The sequence below is a fragment of the Picosynechococcus sp. PCC 11901 genome (genome assembly GCF_005577135.1).
Taxonomy (GTDB): Bacteria; Cyanobacteriota; Cyanobacteriia; order Cyanobacteriales; family MRBY01; genus MRBY01.
This window is the reverse complement of the sequence record NZ_CP040361.1, coordinates 136,558-151,454: the sequence shown is the minus strand read 5'-3', so window position 1 is coordinate 151,454 and position 14,897 is coordinate 136,558. Positions and strand designations below refer to the sequence as shown.

The 14,897-nt window shown below is 49.5% G+C and carries 12 protein-coding genes and 1 pseudogene; 3 read left to right on the top strand and 10 right to left on the bottom strand.

Annotated features, from left to right (window positions below):
• Positions 1-2: 2 nt before the first annotated feature.
• The 9 genes and pseudogenes from FEK30_RS16490 to FEK30_RS16450 all read right to left on the bottom strand — a co-directional run bounded on the left by FEK30_RS16490 (position 3) and on the right by FEK30_RS16450 (position 10,896).
• Complete coding sequence (locus tag FEK30_RS16490) at positions 3-734, bottom strand: DUF4386 domain-containing protein (protein WP_138073916.1); 732 nt, start codon at positions 732-734, stop codon at positions 3-5.
• A 191-nt stretch (positions 735-925) separates the two neighbouring features.
• Positions 926-1,075, bottom strand: a pseudogene (locus FEK30_RS17335) (GFA family protein); the annotation flags it as partial.
• Between the two features lie 175 nt (positions 1,076-1,250).
• A complete protein-coding gene (locus FEK30_RS16480) occupies positions 1,251-2,039 on the bottom strand; it encodes a double zinc ribbon domain-containing protein (RefSeq protein WP_138073915.1) in 789 nt (262 codons plus the stop codon).
• Positions 2,033-4,540, bottom strand: a complete 2,508-nt coding sequence (locus tag FEK30_RS16475; protein ID WP_138073914.1) for an AI-2E family transporter — start codon at positions 4,538-4,540, stop codon at positions 2,033-2,035. Before FEK30_RS16475 ends, FEK30_RS16480 begins: the two co-directional genes overlap by 7 nt.
• A 2-nt stretch (positions 4,541-4,542) precedes the next feature.
• Complete coding sequence (locus FEK30_RS16470) at positions 4,543-5,595, bottom strand: ligand-binding sensor domain-containing protein (RefSeq protein ID WP_138073913.1); 1,053 nt, start codon at positions 5,593-5,595, stop codon at positions 4,543-4,545.
• A complete protein-coding gene (locus FEK30_RS16465) occupies positions 5,582-6,238 on the bottom strand; it encodes an ABC transporter ATP-binding protein (protein ID WP_138073912.1) in 657 nt (218 codons plus the stop codon). Before FEK30_RS16465 ends, FEK30_RS16470 begins: the two co-directional genes overlap by 14 nt.
• Positions 6,235-7,827 carry an ABC transporter permease gene (locus FEK30_RS16460; RefSeq protein ID WP_138073911.1) on the bottom strand — a complete coding sequence of 531 codons (1,593 nt, stop codon included), beginning with the start codon at positions 7,825-7,827 and terminating at the stop codon, positions 6,235-6,237. The genes FEK30_RS16465 and FEK30_RS16460 overlap by 4 nt, the downstream gene beginning before the upstream one ends.
• Complete coding sequence (locus FEK30_RS16455; protein WP_255448037.1) at positions 7,827-8,831, bottom strand: extracellular solute-binding protein; 1,005 nt, start codon at positions 8,829-8,831, stop codon at positions 7,827-7,829. The genes FEK30_RS16460 and FEK30_RS16455 overlap by 1 nt, the downstream gene beginning before the upstream one ends.
• Before the next feature lie 238 nt (positions 8,832-9,069).
• A complete protein-coding gene (locus tag FEK30_RS16450; RefSeq protein ID WP_138073909.1) occupies positions 9,070-10,896 on the bottom strand; it encodes a hypothetical protein in 1,827 nt (608 codons plus the stop codon).
• Positions 10,897-11,440: 544 nt separating this feature from the next.
• Here FEK30_RS16450 and FEK30_RS16445 point away from each other — a divergent pair.
• Entirely contained in the window at positions 11,441-12,349 is a 909-nt protein-coding gene (locus tag FEK30_RS16445) for a zinc ribbon domain-containing protein (RefSeq protein WP_138073908.1), read from the top strand.
• A 3-nt stretch (positions 12,350-12,352) separates the two neighbouring features.
• Here the strand turns inward: FEK30_RS16445 and FEK30_RS16440 are convergent, their stop codons facing one another.
• Positions 12,353-13,114 carry a hypothetical protein gene (locus tag FEK30_RS16440; RefSeq protein ID WP_065711860.1) on the bottom strand — a complete coding sequence of 254 codons (762 nt, stop codon included), beginning with the start codon at positions 13,112-13,114 and terminating at the stop codon, positions 12,353-12,355.
• Between the two features lie 376 nt (positions 13,115-13,490).
• Between FEK30_RS16440 and FEK30_RS16435 the strand changes: the two genes are divergently transcribed.
• Together FEK30_RS16435 and FEK30_RS16430 are read left to right on the top strand one after the other, a co-directional pair.
• Positions 13,491-13,766, top strand: coding sequence for a hypothetical protein (locus FEK30_RS16435; RefSeq protein WP_030008123.1), 276 nt, complete (start codon positions 13,491-13,493; stop codon positions 13,764-13,766).
• 250 nt (positions 13,767-14,016) lie between these two features.
• Positions 14,017-14,757 (top strand): SH3 domain-containing protein, encoded by a 741-nt coding sequence (locus tag FEK30_RS16430; protein ID WP_138073928.1) that lies wholly within the window; start codon positions 14,017-14,019, stop codon positions 14,755-14,757.
• Positions 14,758-14,897: the final 140 nt, after the last annotated feature.

Genomic DNA, 14,897 nt, shown 5'->3' with positions numbered 1-14,897 from the left:
TTTTATAGCAAACCAACACTCTCTGCCTTTTCTTGCCACTGTTCTGGATTCACTCCCTTAATCAGCAACCACAGACATAGGGAGAGTTCTGAAATAATCGTCACCAGATAAATTGGCGCGATAGCTTCGACGAAATCCGGAAACAAAAACCGTGTATAACTCCCAATCAGATAAGTAACACCCGCAGCCATGACTAAGTATCCAAGCACCCTGGGCATATATAGCGACTTGGCAATTAAGTAACCGAGAACGAGACAATGAACCCCAAACAGAATCAGGCCGAGATCATACCCATAACTGTGAAGATCAAGAAATAGTAATGAAAGTGAATTGAGTTGAGCGACATCGAATGCCGCAGTATAGCTTGAACCTTTCAAAAGAAGTATGGCTGCGTAATAGTTGAGGAGACTAAGGGCAATTACTGCTGTCTGGGTCACTCGGAAACATAGAGCAATCAGAGCAAGTATTTTATTAATTGGCCGCAGAAGTACGAACAGTAATACAGCCACGGCCACATCACTCAGGCACATGATTGAGTCGGCTAGAAATCCAACCCGGAAAAGCGGCTCTGCTGCCATAATGTTGCTGGCAGTCGTCGCTGCATCTCCTGGAGCAATAAGCGGCGATCGCACGAATATTTCGCTAAAAAGTCCGAGGACGATAATGATCAGATACAACACCCCCACTGCCCGCGCGTAGATTTGTGGCGACGTCTTAAATGTTTGGTCTGCCATGACATATTTCCTCTCCGTGGGCTTTACTTTTTGGTTTTTATGGTTGAACTAGGGGGTACGCCGCACCTGCCACACAACAAACCAGGCTTATCAGGATATTACCGCAGACTTTCGTGATGCAACATGGCGATCGCCTCATCGGTAAATCATTGTCTTGCTATGCTTTTCAGAGATTTTTGTGTCTAAAGTAAAAAAGTAGCGTTTGGAAATAATGCACTTGCAGTTATTTTCTGACACCCCACACAATGACAAGCCATTGTAATCAATGGTTCTGACGTGACCTCAAATTTCACCTGTCCACAACGGCATTGACCTTTCACCTTACGAACTGCGGTATCCACAATAATTTTTCTCCAGATTTTCTTTACTTAAGAGTCGTCTAAAAAAATAGAGACTCCATCTTTAACAATACGACAGTACTTAAGAAGTAATAATGAATTGTAATGAATGATAGATGAGAGGATTTTCACCCTCTATCGTTAGGAGATGAGTCCCAGGGATAGGCAGAGACAAGAGTTAGTTTAAATTCAGACCGCAATGACTACAGAATTTTGCACCAGGGCGGGCTAGATGGCCACATTTCGGACAAGCTGAAGGATGCTCAATAGGTGCAGCAGCCACCGCAACAACGGCACCACAATGGGGACAAAAATGACTGTTTTGGGATAAAAGATGATGACATTGGGCACAGCGTCGATTCACGCTCGTCGGGGGAATGGGATGGTTAGGGGCGATCGCCGCTGGAACTTTTTGATCAACAGATTGAGTTTGCGCCATTGTCGCCAATTCCTCGAAGGGTAAGGGGCCATCCTCAACAGTGACATGGTGACGGACAAAGCCACAGCTTGGACACCGGGGCAGATCTTCAAACCAGCGGCTACGGCATTGGGGACATTGGGGCAGTTGTTCTGTGAGCGGGGGAAAGATCAGATCCCTTGAACCATCGGTATTTGTACGCCAATAACCCCGGTGAGAAAAATAATTTAATAAAGCTTTTCCTTGGTCGGGACGCAGACTGAGTTCTACAGCGATCAAAAAAGCACCAATTGCCTGAAACTGATAATCCCGAATTAGGGTTGCAACACTATAGCCACCTGGCAAGGGTTTAAACAACATCGCCGGTTGTTGCTGGGAAAAATCTGGAGGCGGTGAACCTGTTTTTACATAGGCTAAAAGATCCTGGGCTAAACCCGGTACCTGGGCCATGCGTTGGGTTGCATTCCAGAGTAACGACGTTGGTTGATAGCCTAAATTGGCGATCGCCGTTGCTAAGGGTAATAACGGATGTTCTTGTGGCGTTACCATACCTCTCGCCCCCAATCATCTTTAACTTTTAAAGCACCGGATTTAACAAGGTTATAGATTTGCTGCCGTTGCTGGGGATTTGCCTTACTGACAAAATCCATGAGCGTTTTCTCCCGTACCCAGGATTTTGGTGGTTGATTTTTTGGTGCCTGTTCTGCGCCTCCCTTCAGTTGATCCCAGACATCTTTAATGCTGGCTAACTCTTTCTTGTAGGCTTCTTTACTCAGGGCATTGCCCAAACGGTTACCAAAGGATTCAGCATCATTTTCGTTATATTGACCCGCATAAATCACTGGATCGGTGTCTGAGCCTGTATATTTTTGGGCATTCGTCGTCGCGGCGTGGCGGGCCGTGGGGTTTTCCATGGGGTTATTCGGATCCCATTGTTGAGCGTGCTTCACCTCATGGCCAATGGTGGCGATCGCCTGTTGAGGATTTTTATACATGTATGAGTCAGTGTTAAACACAACTCGCCCTGTATTTGGATCGAAGTGGGCATGAACCATATTGCCATTAGCATCCTTTAGGCCAGAACCGAAATCGACCTGTACCGGCCCTACTCCCAATTTATGGCCACATAAATTCGCAATGTATTGTAGGGTTTGCTGTTTATCCGCATCAGAAAGCTGGTTCCAGCCCGATCTTGTCAATGGGCGGATCTCAGAATCACCCGTTAACGCCTCAAGACTATCAATGATCAAAGCCGTATCAACAATACCTTCAACATATTGATCATGATCTGCGCTTGGAACTGGGGTACTAAAAATCGTCGCCCAATCATCCCCAGAATCTCCCGTAATTTGAGAAATCGGAATGACAAATAGCGGATTATCTTTAAGGGTGACAAATTTTCCATCGGGCGTTACTTCCCAATCATTGGAATATACTTCCCGCGACCCAATCCATTGATTTACCCGTGGGTCAAAAGGTGCATCCGGATTTACAGGAACCCAACTATTGGGATTATAAAAAGGTGCATTTGGCATCCCAGGTTGCTTCGGTACGCCTGGCCCTTGGCCCGGTGAAGCTGGAAAATTCTGTCCAGGTGGGATGTTCACATTGCGAACGGGATCATTTCTCGTGCCGCTTCCAGTAATGTTTTGTTGCCACGGTGGATTCTTCGCGTCGGGATAATCTCGGAAAGGATCTTCTCTCGTACCCGTGCCGTAGATACCTTGTTTCCAGGGGGGATTATTGGCATCGGGGTAATCTCGATAGGGGTCATCGGGTGTTCCACTGCCGTAAATACCTGGGGTTTGTGGCGGATTATTCACATCAGGATAGTCCCGGAAAGGATCCTCTTTTGTACCAGTGCCGTAGATGCCTTGTTTCCAGGGGGGATTATTGGCATCAGGATAATCACGATAGGGATCATCGGGTGTGCCACTGCCGTAGATACCTGGGGTTTGCGGTGGATTATTCACATCAGGATAATCGCGGAAAGGATCTTCTTTTGTACCCGTGCCGTAGATGCCTTGTTTCCAGGGGGGATTATTGGCATCAGGATAGTCGCGAAAAGGATCATCCGGCGTGCCAGTGCCATAGATAACTGTGGGAATTGAAGGTAAATTACCTAAAATCCAGCCTGTCCAGAAACCACCCGCAGCAGGAAAACCGAGGGTCGCTGTTGTGATAACGCAGGGGCCACTGGCTAACCAGCGATCTAGGCTACCACCTGCTTCTTGCCAACCACAGTCATCGGCGAGGACAGGAATGCCATGGGCGACGTAAAACCCTACCAAACTGAGCGATAGCAGTAGTAAAGTCTGGGTCGATGGTGGTTGATTGCCCCTCAAAATGAGAACAAGAGCAATGGCGATCGCCCCGAGGAAAAGTAATTGGGGAATGCCGCCAAAAAACCAGAAGCAAATGGCCGCAATGAGATAGCCCACCATGAGGCCAGCTAGGAGGGTTTGTAACATGACCTGGGACAAAGCTGGGGAAGATTGATGGCGAAATAGACGATGGGCATCTTGCCAACCCAACTGAGCCGCAAGGCGCAGGAGATGTTGGGGGTCACAAACGGCGGCCAGGGCAAACAGAGCGATTTGGATGCTCACCAGCAGATTGCCCAAGAAGGTACTAAAGGCGATCGCCACCGCCAGACCCACCCAGGGGAAAGGACTTTGAAATTGACTCGCTTGTTGGCCAACATCCACGCAGATTTGCGGCAGTTGACCAATCCCCTTGAGATAGTTACCCAGGGTGCCTCGAAATAGGTGACCCACCAAAATGCCACTAAATAGCCAAAATAATGTGCCGGGTATAAGCTGATCCGAGATCACCAAGACGGAACCGAGCCAAGGATTTGTGGTCGGATTAAACCCTTCGTTCACACCAACCAATAGGAAAGTATGCACCAGCCACATCACACCACCGACGATAACCCCAACCACGATTTGGCGGGGTAATGCTTGCAGAAAAGCTTTTAAAAGCCAGCCCAGCAATTGCACCAGGGTTTTCGGTGCCTGTTGGCTTTGCCCATTAGAAGAAGCCGCCATGGTTATTGCTCCTCTAAATTGCGTAAATATTGGGCATCGAGTCGCGTAATGCCGTTACGGGTACCGAGCCAGAGATTACCAAATCGATCCTGTACCATTGCCTTTACCTCCTGATCCGCCAGACCATCGGCTTCCGTGAGAATGAGCCATCGTCCCTGGGAATCTAAGCGAGCTAAACCGTCATATTCAGAGCCAAACCACAGCACCCCGGTTTGATCTTGGTAGATGGAGCGGACTTTTTCTCCAGCAAGGCCATCTGCTTTGGTGAAAATTTGGGCGATCGCCCAGCCAGTCGTGCGTCGTTCCAGGCGAGCGAGGCCACCACGATCAAAAAGGCCCATGCCTACCCAGAGATGCCCTGTATCATCGCTAAATAGGCCTGTAATGTTATTATGGGCCAGCCCATTGGCCGTCGAAAAAAGTTGGCAGGATTTCTTAATACAGTGGCTTAACCCGCCTTTAGGAGCCACCGCCGAGCCAAACCACATTCCCCCCTCGGCATCTTGATGGATGACATTTACCATCTGATCCGGTAGTCCATCCGCCGGGGTTAAAAAGCGCCAATCGTTATCTTCCTTGACGGCTGCCCCCTCCCAGGTGCCGACCCAAAGCTGACCCGCCCGATCCACATAGAGGGCATTAATTTGACCCTGAAAAAACGGCTCATCGGATTGATAGGGGTGGCATCCTTGGGCATCGACATAATTTAAACCCTTGTCATGGCCAATCCAGAGCACACCGTCGGGATCGATGGCTAGGGCACGGACAAACTGCAACGAGCGATCGCATTGGAGGGGTTCAACGGTATGGGGAGGTTGTAGAGCAATTTGAAAGACCCCTGCCTGACCCCCGGCCCAGAGATGATCACCTTGGATGACGAGGGCAGAAACTTCCTGGGGAGGACGAATAATTTCCCAGCCTGGTTGTTTGGGTTGTCCCTGCCAGCTTTGAAAGAGAGACAAAAGTTCCCAGATAAATAGGCCCAAGGTGCTGACAATTGCGCCAAAAAGCAGGTATTTCCAGAGTTTTAAGCTGTATGGTTCAGGGGATTTCATCGGATTGCAGCTTTCCTCCCTTTAGCCAGAAAATTTTCTCGCTGAGATATTGGGCTTCGGTCGGGTCATGGGTGACATAAAGGGCACAGGCGGCAGTTAGCTCAAGATATTCGCGGATGTAATGGAGCAGAGTTTGTTTAAGGGTGAGATCCAGGTTCGTCAGGGGTTCATCGAAAAGGACATAGGGGGGATGGGGCGCTAAAACCCTTGCCAAGGAAGCCCGTTTCGCCTCCCCCCCGGAAAGTTGGTAGGGATAGCGGTGGGCCAAGGGGGCGATCGCCAACCGTTCGAGGAGTTGTTGAATGCGCTGTTTTTTCACCGGGGCTGTGAGGTGGCCCAGGCCAAAGGCAATATTTTGGGAGATGGTCATGTGGGGCCAGAGAATCGGCGTTTGAAAGACAAACCCAATGTGGCGTTGGTGGGGGGCAAGGATTTGCGTTGAAGAACTGACCACCTGACCCGCGAGGGAAATGGTACCGCCATCGGGTTGTTCAAGGCCAGCAATTAGGCGTAACAGGGTGGTTTTGCCGCTCCCGGATGGCCCTAAAATCGCCACGGTTTGCCCTGGTTCCACTGTCAGAGCTAAATTATCCAGAATTTTAGCTATCTGATAGGTTTTACTGAGATTTTCGACTTGGATCATGGTCTATCTCCCCCTCGGTAAATGGTGCCCCAACCCCTTAATCCCCAAGCCATCAGTCCACCAACCCCAAAGGCGATCGCCACCAACACCAGACATAGCACTGCCACCGATGCCGCCGCGCCGTAATGCAAGTAGTTATAAATCCGGAGGGTGAGGGTGGAATATCCAGGGGGAATCACGATCAAAGTCGCGCCCAATTCACCGACACTGAGGGCAAAGACCAGGCCCGCCGCCGCCAACAATCCCGGTAGGAGCAGTGGTAAACGCAACCAGAGCCAAATCCGCCACCGGGGGCCAACTTCCAAGCGGATCGCCTCCCAGAGGGGTTGGTTCAATTGCTGTAATTGGGCTAGGAGTACCAAACTCGCGAAGGGGGTAAAGCGGGCGAGGTGGGCTAAAAATGGCATCAACGGTGTGCTGTAAATTTCCAGGGGAAGCGGGCGATTCCACAGATCAATCAAGCCAATCCCCACTAGGGGTGCGGGTAAAGCCAAGGCCCAAATGACTAGCCCCCAAGTCACTCTCCCCCAACGGTCATCACGGTTGAGAAGCTGGGCGATCGCCAAGGCTAGGGGTAAAGCGGCGCTCGCCACCGTCAAACCCAGGCCAACGGTAAAAGTTATTTCCCCGGCAGCAGTTTGGATCGGGGGAAACCACTGGGATTCCTGGGCCGCTACGACCAGCAAATTAACGAGGGGCACCAAAATTTGCAAGGCAAAAAGACCAAGGGCTAGATGCTGGAGCCAGATGAACCACCAAGGCCAACAGGGGGGAATTTCCCAGAGATTTTCCTGGGGTGAGAGTTGCATCGTTTGCTGGAGGGGCAGTTGTAAGATCAAAATCACCCCCCAGGCGATCGCCAGGAGGGGCACCGCCAACAGAAACGCCCGGGCTGGTTCATTGCTGGTGCTGTATTCCGCGAAAATTTCCAGGGCATAGGTGCCAATGCCAAACAGGGAAGGGAGGCTATAGTCCATTAAGCTCAACAGAAAAATCAAGCCAAAACTGGCCACAAAACTCGGTAACGCCAGGGGCAAAATAATTTGTCCCAACACCTGTAGATCCGGCACCAGGAGCCGCGCCGCCTCAATTGCTTCCCGACCCACCGCCGCCAAACCCAACCAGCCCAAACCCACCGCCAAAGGCAAAAACGCCATCACCTCCACCCAACCGCAACTCCACCATCCCTGGAGGGGGATCGTCCCAAAACCAAGGCTGCGTAAACCCCCATTCAACCCCAGACCCAACGCCGACCAGCCGAAGGAATGGATATAGCTCGGCACAAATAGGAGCGGCAACAACCCCCACCGCCACCGCCAAGCCCAGGCCGTCTGCCACAGGTAACAGGCAATCAGACCCCCCAATACCGTGCTCACTGTCGCCACGGCGATCGCCAATTGCAGACTATTCCCCAACAGTTGCCAGCGTCGCCCCGTCGACACCAGTAGAGATAACCAAGCGCCATTCCCTTGGCCCAGTTCAACGATCACGCTGGCCATCAAGCTCAACAGCGGCCCAAAGACCATCATCAGAAACCCCCCCAACCCCAGGGTTGTCCATGGATTTAATCTGTGGCGATCGCCTTTCATTAGCGAATAAAAATTTCACTCAGGTCTTGCTTTGACGGTTCTAACTGCCCATAAATGGCATCTAAACCCACCGTCATTCCTTGGATACTTTGTCCTGTCAGACAACCGGACACCGCCACTCCAGGATATAAAGGCAATTGGCTACCCCCCACGGCCATCAACCGTTGTTCCGTTTCTGGACTGACGAGAAAATCCACCAGTGCTTGCCCCTGGTCAGGATTCGGCCCATCCGCAATTACGGCCACTGTTCCCGTCAAGACAAACGTCCCCATCTCCCCAGGCCCCTGATCCGGAAATACCAGGGCCACCGGTGCCCCCTTTGCCACGGCGCTACAGGCATCATCGGTATCCGTCAGGCCAATGCTCACCTGACCATCGACCACCAGATCCCGCACCACCGAGTTCCCATCGACGACCTGCACATTTTTACGTTGGAAATCAGTAAAAAACGCCCGGGCTGGCTCTGGCCCCCAAACTGCATAGAGGGCGGCTGCATGGGTCGCTGTGGTGCCGAAAAAAGGATAGGCGATCGCCATTTCTGACCCAGGCCATTGATCGCTGGTGAGATCGGTTAAAGACTGGGGCGCTTCATCAATTGCTAAACGATCCGTATTAATCAGCAATACCCTTGCCCGTCCTCCCATTCCCGTCCAATAACCTTCGGGATCCCGGTACTGGGGTGGTAGCGCCGCAGCAACTGGCGGTTCATAGGGTACTAAAACTCCCTCTCCTTGCAACAGTAAGGTTTGGGCGAATTCTCCACTCCAAAACACATCCGCCTGGGGTCGTTCCTTTTCCCGCAAGAGACGCTGGGCTAAACCCGTGGTTTTTGTCGCCTCCACATCATAGACGGGCAACACATCAATGCCCGTTGCCGCTGTAAATTCCGTCAAAATTGGTTCTGCATAGGTGCGATCAACAGAGACATAAACGACAACTTTTTGCTGCTGATTTTCGGGTTGACAAGCAATAATTGCTCCAGCAAAAAATGCAGAAAAAACCAATATTTTGCAATACTTTTTAATGGATATCAACACTTCATTAACACCACCAAAAAATGAAAATCTTTTAATATTTTTAGGCTAGCACCATGTCCAATTTGACAAATTAACTTAGCAACAAATCTCAACCCCAATCCTTAGAAATACTCAATGCCTTTAAAGCAGAGGTAATCTGTCCAGGTACAACTGCTTTATAACCAACAGAGAATCCTGGACAGAAATTATTTTTAATTTTTTGAAACTAGAAGGCAGTGATGTTTAAATTATCGTGATCCACTTGAATGTTGTAGCCTGTTGTTGTGTCCGCATGGGACGTAAAAGTAAAATTGGGGGATTCAATACTGAGATCTTCAAACCACCAAGTCCGGTCTGTTTTTGCCCCTAGATAGGCCACGCCAATATCTACCCCTAACCAGGCTTTGACCTTCATGCCGGGGATGATATTCCAATTGGCTTGGTAGGTCGGTTCATAAATCCTGAAAAAGGAATTGTTGTTAAAAACGAGGGGTTGATAGGTTGCCGGAAATTGTTCAACGGTGTGGGTGCCATTGTTGGGGCCAACCACGGGGGGAAACTGGGCCAACATCTCCAGATCTTGACCAACCATATTCAGCTGAGAACCAAGGTGGAAAGTCGCGCCGACGATGCCGTAGTTTAAAGTTCCTCCAGTTACATCAGGGGACCACACTTCGCCGATGGAGAAACTTTGTCCTGGGGCAGGGGGTGTCATGTTGCCACCGGAACTCAGATAGTCCGTTAGGTCTACTCCAATACCTAGCTTTCTATTGTTGCCACAGCTCCACACTTCTAGGTCACACCTAACGCCGACGGTACCTTGAACTTCTGCAACGATTTCCTGTCCGCCAAAGATCTGATCACTGGGGATACCCGCTGCTTGGTAGGTGTTGGCATTGCCATCGATGGGCGTGAGATCAACGGTGGGGGAAAAAGCCGTTAGTTGATTATTCGCCACCTGAATTGTCCGGTCAACGGTTAGATCCAACTGGAGAGGAATCCTTAAACCCAAGCCATAACCAAGGCTGGCATAGGGTTCTGCATAGACACAAACATCACCAAAGAATAAATCGATGCAGTCGCCAATGCGGTGTCGCCATTCCCGCCCACTGCCCCAAGTAAAACCATTCACTAGGTAATGGGTTTCTGTGTGGCGATCGCCACGGGCTAGTTGTGATAAATCCAGTTGGGGGCGGACGAGGGAAAAATTCGGCCGTTGATTATTGTCACGCATTTCAAGGGGCAGATTCCGGTTTGAGGTGATCGACCTTCGGGGAATCGGTTGATAGAGATTGCTGGTTTCGAGAAAGCTAAAGTTCGGTTGTGTAAAGTCAACATTAGGCCGAACAAAGGGTACATCCAGTAAGGTTCTGTATTGAACCTTGGGCACCATGAGATAGGTTTCTTCGGTAATCCTGCCATTGTTAAGGGCCACCTGGAGCAGTTCGTCGTCTGGGAGAGCCCGCAGTTGGCTGAGGGTGTAGCCGTTAATGGGGCTAGTGTTCAGTTGATTGAGCTTACCTCTAATTTCTGTAATTTTGGTGCTGATGTTGTTCTGGGTTGGTGCAGGCTGCTGTAGGGTTCTGGGTTTGGTTTGGCGATTGAAACAAAGAATGCCGAGGTCGGTTAATGCTTCGCCCCGTTGGTCACAGGCAAGGGCACTACCTTGATATTCCAGCCGCTGCAAAATGATCAGCCGATCTGCAAAATCGTAGGCGGCGACGGTGAGCTGGGGATTAGGGTCAATGCCTTGGGTTCTGATGATGTTGGCCAATTGGGGCAGGGCACCGGGGGATTGAAGATAAGGTAAAAAATCAAGGGTCACCCCATCACTGGCCTGGAACTGTAATTCGTGGCGGCGGGCCTGGATATCCTGGAGATTTTGAAACTGGATAGTTCTCAGGGGGGGACGTTCCAGCAGATAGTTATTGAGAACATCCTGGGGGGATTCGCTCAAGCTTTGGGCGATCGCCAAATTATTGATAAATAGTACTGGGCAGGTAACGGCTAATAACTGCAAGCCAATACTTGCCGCTCGATGTTGCTTTTTCATGGAGCCGACCTCCGTCGCGAGAAAGTTCCCCTGCGGGTGAGGGAAACAGCTAAGTCCAGTAGCGCAGGCCTGAAGTTATCGTCGAGAAAACCAGCAAACTAAATTTGAGTCAGTACCTAAGCAATTGATAACGCTTAAAATTTTTTCTGGCTCCACACCAATTATAGGTATTAATAATTGCTAAATGAGTTAAATATTGAATCCTCTTTACATTATTTCGCGATTCAGTCCTTCGTTGAGAACTATTAAATAAAGTTGAATTTTATATTGCCTAAAGAATGAGTTTGTTAAATAAAAAAATCAATGCTTAATTATGTCTCTTGAAGCCTTTTGATACAATATAAATAAAGGGGATTTCCCAAAGAAAAGAAACTATTTTGTTGTTAAAAGCAAAGCTAGATCTGCTAGCCATTAAAAAACTAAAATCTTTCTAAAGAAACTCTTTTTCCTCAGCTCCAGGCTATTTATCTGAATATCATCCCTTACAGGAATTTTGATCAATTAAGGTTAGTTGTGCTTTTTTGCTGCGTTTGGTCTAACTGCCATGACTACTCCCCATTTTTGTATGCAATGTGGTGCTGCCCTCAACCCAGGCGATCGCTTTTGTGAGGTGTGTGGCAGTGCAACCACGCCAGCTTATCCATCGGCCCCTCCCCCAAGACCCCAGGCACCCCCACCTAATCGGTCAAACGGGAACTGGATTTTGGGTTTAGGCATTGTTGTAATCACCGGGCTAGGCATCTTCTTCCTGAAGGATCCGGCTCAGTTACTGAAATTTTTAGGGCAACCCGAAGCCAGTACACCCCAAACCCAACCCGTTGGGGAAAATCCACCGCCATCACCCACAACCCAAGCGCCCGTGACCCTCGATGATTTTGTGGGGGCTTGGATTCCGGCAGAAGGAAATCCGGGGGAAGAGACAGACACCCTCGTGCTCTACCGAGAAGGTGACAAAATTGTGGCGGACATTGAAGGCGATCGCCTCGAACTTTCTAATCTCACCAGTCGGACATTATCGGGTTATGTGTGGAGTGTCTATGAAGACGTACCGACGCCCGTGGATGCCGAACTCAACGAAGATAAACAGCGCATTACTTTCACGGTCAGTCCCCCCAATAGCGAGCCAATGGTGGCCGTCGCCCAACGGGTACAACCTGGCTCCAGGAACTCTACCACAGCACCAATCACCACACCTTCTACCCCAGAAATCACCGAGGCGATCGCCATTGAACAGGTGGCGAATTTAGCGGCTGTCAGCGAATGGCAAGCACTGGTGCGTACCGTTGCCCCCCAAAATAGCACCTACATCGAAGTCGTCGAACAAACGCCCACCAATTATTTGATACACGTTTACGAAACCGTTAATAATCCTGGTGAACCCAGCCACACTGCGACCTACGGCTGGTACGAAGTGGATCGTCAAACAGGGATGGTCTTCGAGATGTTGCCTTAAAGCTTACCCTGGGGGAGAGTCCTGAATTGTAGTTTGGCTGAAATGCTCAAATAAATCGTAGGCGGCGGCCCGATAACGCCGAGGAATGGGAATGCGTAGGTTGTAATACTGCATCCCCGCCTGGGAAGGATAGCTCAGTTCAAAACACAGACAAGGGGCCTGGTTTTCGCTCGCCGGACGGAGGCTCACCTGTTCCAATTGCAAGCCCAACTCTCCCCAATGGACAAAGTTACCGCGAAAATAAATGGCACTACTGGCGATCCACACCTCACCCAGGCGATGGCGATCGCGTTTAAACCGCAACCAAGGCAAACCATAGGCCAGCAAACTCACCAAGATAATCAGCCCCACCATGACGAGAAACACAATAAAACCTGCCTCCGGATCAAACAGCCAAAAGCCGCCGCCGATGAGCAATGCCCAACACGCGACGATGAAGACTAAGGGCAATTTTTCGTCAATTTGTTCTTGACGTTCCCTGTCGAGGTACTGGGCCCATTCTTGCGGTTCGTAGGTCCAGTGGGCCAGGAGATTTGTCCCGGCAATTACCCGATCCAGAAGCACCGCATTGCGCCAAAATATCAAGAGCGTGACCAAAGCAGAGATGGCGAGAAACAGAGCGCCGAAAGTAATGGCAAAGCCCCCATCCATCCCATCAAGCTGAATCAGGGCGGGCAAAAACATTAAGGCGATCGCCCCAGCCAAAACAACACCAGCGCTGACCACCACGGGGTAGAGGGGATTGGGAATCGGTTGTGATTTCATTAGGCCGCCTATCAACCCAAAGAAGTTTTGTATTTTTGTAGACCAAAAGTTTTTTTGAATAGAGTATTTTGGCCCGTAACTTAACCCCTGATGCTAATCCTATTCTACTGAAATCTACAGAATGTAGATAAGCTCAAGGGTTGAAGGGATCCAATCGTTGGATGGAGCAACGATGTCATCTACGCTTACAAAGTTTGTATGTCTGCCAGATTGTCAAGCTCTAACGCAGCAAAATTAACATTGCGTTACAATGTGGCCAAGGCGAAAATATCAATACCCCATAAAAATCGAGAATCACGATCCTCGCTACGAGAATTGCAACTGACTCAATATTTACGGCGATCGCCTTTACTGATAGCTACTGGTTTACCTACTCATGTTTCCTAACCTCCTCAATGCCACCCAAGAATACTGGCGCAAGCTAGATGCCCTGGAAGCACGGTATCAACAGGGAGAAATTTCGCTACAAGAAGTTGATGCAGAAGTAGCCAGACTAATGCGAGAGTTAGGCGATGAGCGACGCCGCAGCCTACGCAGTTTCAAAAATATGCTGCAAGGGTGGTTTCGTGATCAAAAGGAATTCGTTTACGGATTGCTCCTAGTTGTTGTTGTTGCCTATGGCTGGGTCATTTCAACGACACAATTATCCTAAAGCGAATCCCGAAGTCCAAAGCGATATTTTGGATCCCATAGATGGCATTTAAAATAGAGTTATGAGTGCCACAAACCATCGGTTGTCTAGATTGATTTTTCTATGCGGCTGTCTATACGTTTTAGCGAGTTGTCATCATAGATTGCCCCAGGAAAACGCGTCCCTAAATTTAAAGCTCTCAGAAACAACCGAAACGTCTTCTAAGGAAATTATTAGGGGTCAAGCTGATTGGCAAACCCGTCTGCAAAAAATGGGTGCAAAAGCAGAAGATATTTACTACATCAAATTTTATAAAGATGCCGCTGGTCGAATGCATGGCAAAGTGACCAGAGATTATGGGGGCAGCGAGGTGGTTTTTGAACTGGGACTCATTTCCTGGGCACCAGAAACAGTACAGCTTGCAAGGCAAACCAAGCAGCAATTTGGTGATGTGATGGGGGCTCACTTCAATATCCATGGTCTACAAAAAAGGACATCCTTGGGAATCCAGAACTTTATGCAGATCCATCGTGGCTTTGCGCTCCATGCACCCATCTGGGGAGAAGGCCCTCTGCAACATAACGGCTTCATTGATCCCAATGGCCATGGCTGTGTTCGCGTGACAGAACACCAACGTCTCTATGATTTAGCGAAAAGCCTAGAGGGCTATTTGGCCTATGGCCAGGGTCTACCTATTTTGGTCGATTATTCCGTCTTCATCGACACTGACGCGGTTGTACCGTCAACGATCCAATCTCTCCTACCCGCTAATCTGCCAACCTGGTGTGCAATTAATGTTTCCGCAGATGGAGGTCTAGGCCGCGTTCGAGTAGAACTGTCTACCGATTCTACGATTGTCCAAGAACTCACGCGAGATGCAAAGGTAAGGGTTGAGGAGAAGGTGATGGGTGAAAATGTCAATAATGTAACGGATTGGTATTTTGTTACCTTTACCCTCGGCGGCCCCCAGGCAGGTTATATTCATGCTTCACTGCTTGACTGCACCCGATAGAAGGACAGTTTTCTCAACACTGTATCTTGTGAGGGTGTTGCCATTGGACAATGTCGGAAAAACTATTTACACTTTGGGGCGATCGCCACAGAATGATGCTGCGATGAACTCGAAACGATTTGCGTTGCCTGGATCGACTT

Excerpts from the sequence above, each read along its gene's own strand:
- FEK30_RS16450 (WP_138073909.1), bottom strand. The coding sequence starts at position 10,896 with ATGAAAAAGCAACATCGAGCGGCAAGTATTGGCTTGCAGTTATTAGCC.
- FEK30_RS16440 (WP_065711860.1), bottom strand. The coding sequence starts at position 13,114 with ATGAAATCACAACCGATTCCCAATCCCCTCTACCCCGTGGTGGTCAGC.
- FEK30_RS16470 (WP_138073913.1), bottom strand. The coding sequence starts at position 5,595 with ATGAAATCCCCTGAACCATACAGCTTAAAACTCTGGAAATACCTGCTT.
- FEK30_RS16460 (WP_138073911.1), bottom strand. The coding sequence starts at position 7,827 with ATGAAAGGCGATCGCCACAGATTAAATCCATGGACAACCCTGGGGTTG.
- FEK30_RS16465 (WP_138073912.1), bottom strand. The coding sequence starts at position 6,238 with ATGATCCAAGTCGAAAATCTCAGTAAAACCTATCAGATAGCTAAAATT.
- FEK30_RS16430 (WP_138073928.1), top strand. The coding sequence starts at position 14,017 with ATGGGTGCAAAAGCAGAAGATATTTACTACATCAAATTTTATAAAGAT.
- FEK30_RS16445 (WP_138073908.1), top strand. The coding sequence starts at position 11,441 with ATGACTACTCCCCATTTTTGTATGCAATGTGGTGCTGCCCTCAACCCA.
- FEK30_RS16435 (WP_030008123.1), top strand. The coding sequence starts at position 13,491 with ATGTTTCCTAACCTCCTCAATGCCACCCAAGAATACTGGCGCAAGCTA.
- FEK30_RS16490 (WP_138073916.1), bottom strand. The coding sequence starts at position 734 with ATGGCAGACCAAACATTTAAGACGTCGCCACAAATCTACGCGCGGGCA.
- FEK30_RS16475 (WP_138073914.1), bottom strand. The coding sequence starts at position 4,540 with ATGGCGGCTTCTTCTAATGGGCAAAGCCAACAGGCACCGAAAACCCTG.
- FEK30_RS16480 (WP_138073915.1), bottom strand. The coding sequence starts at position 2,039 with ATGGTAACGCCACAAGAACATCCGTTATTACCCTTAGCAACGGCGATC.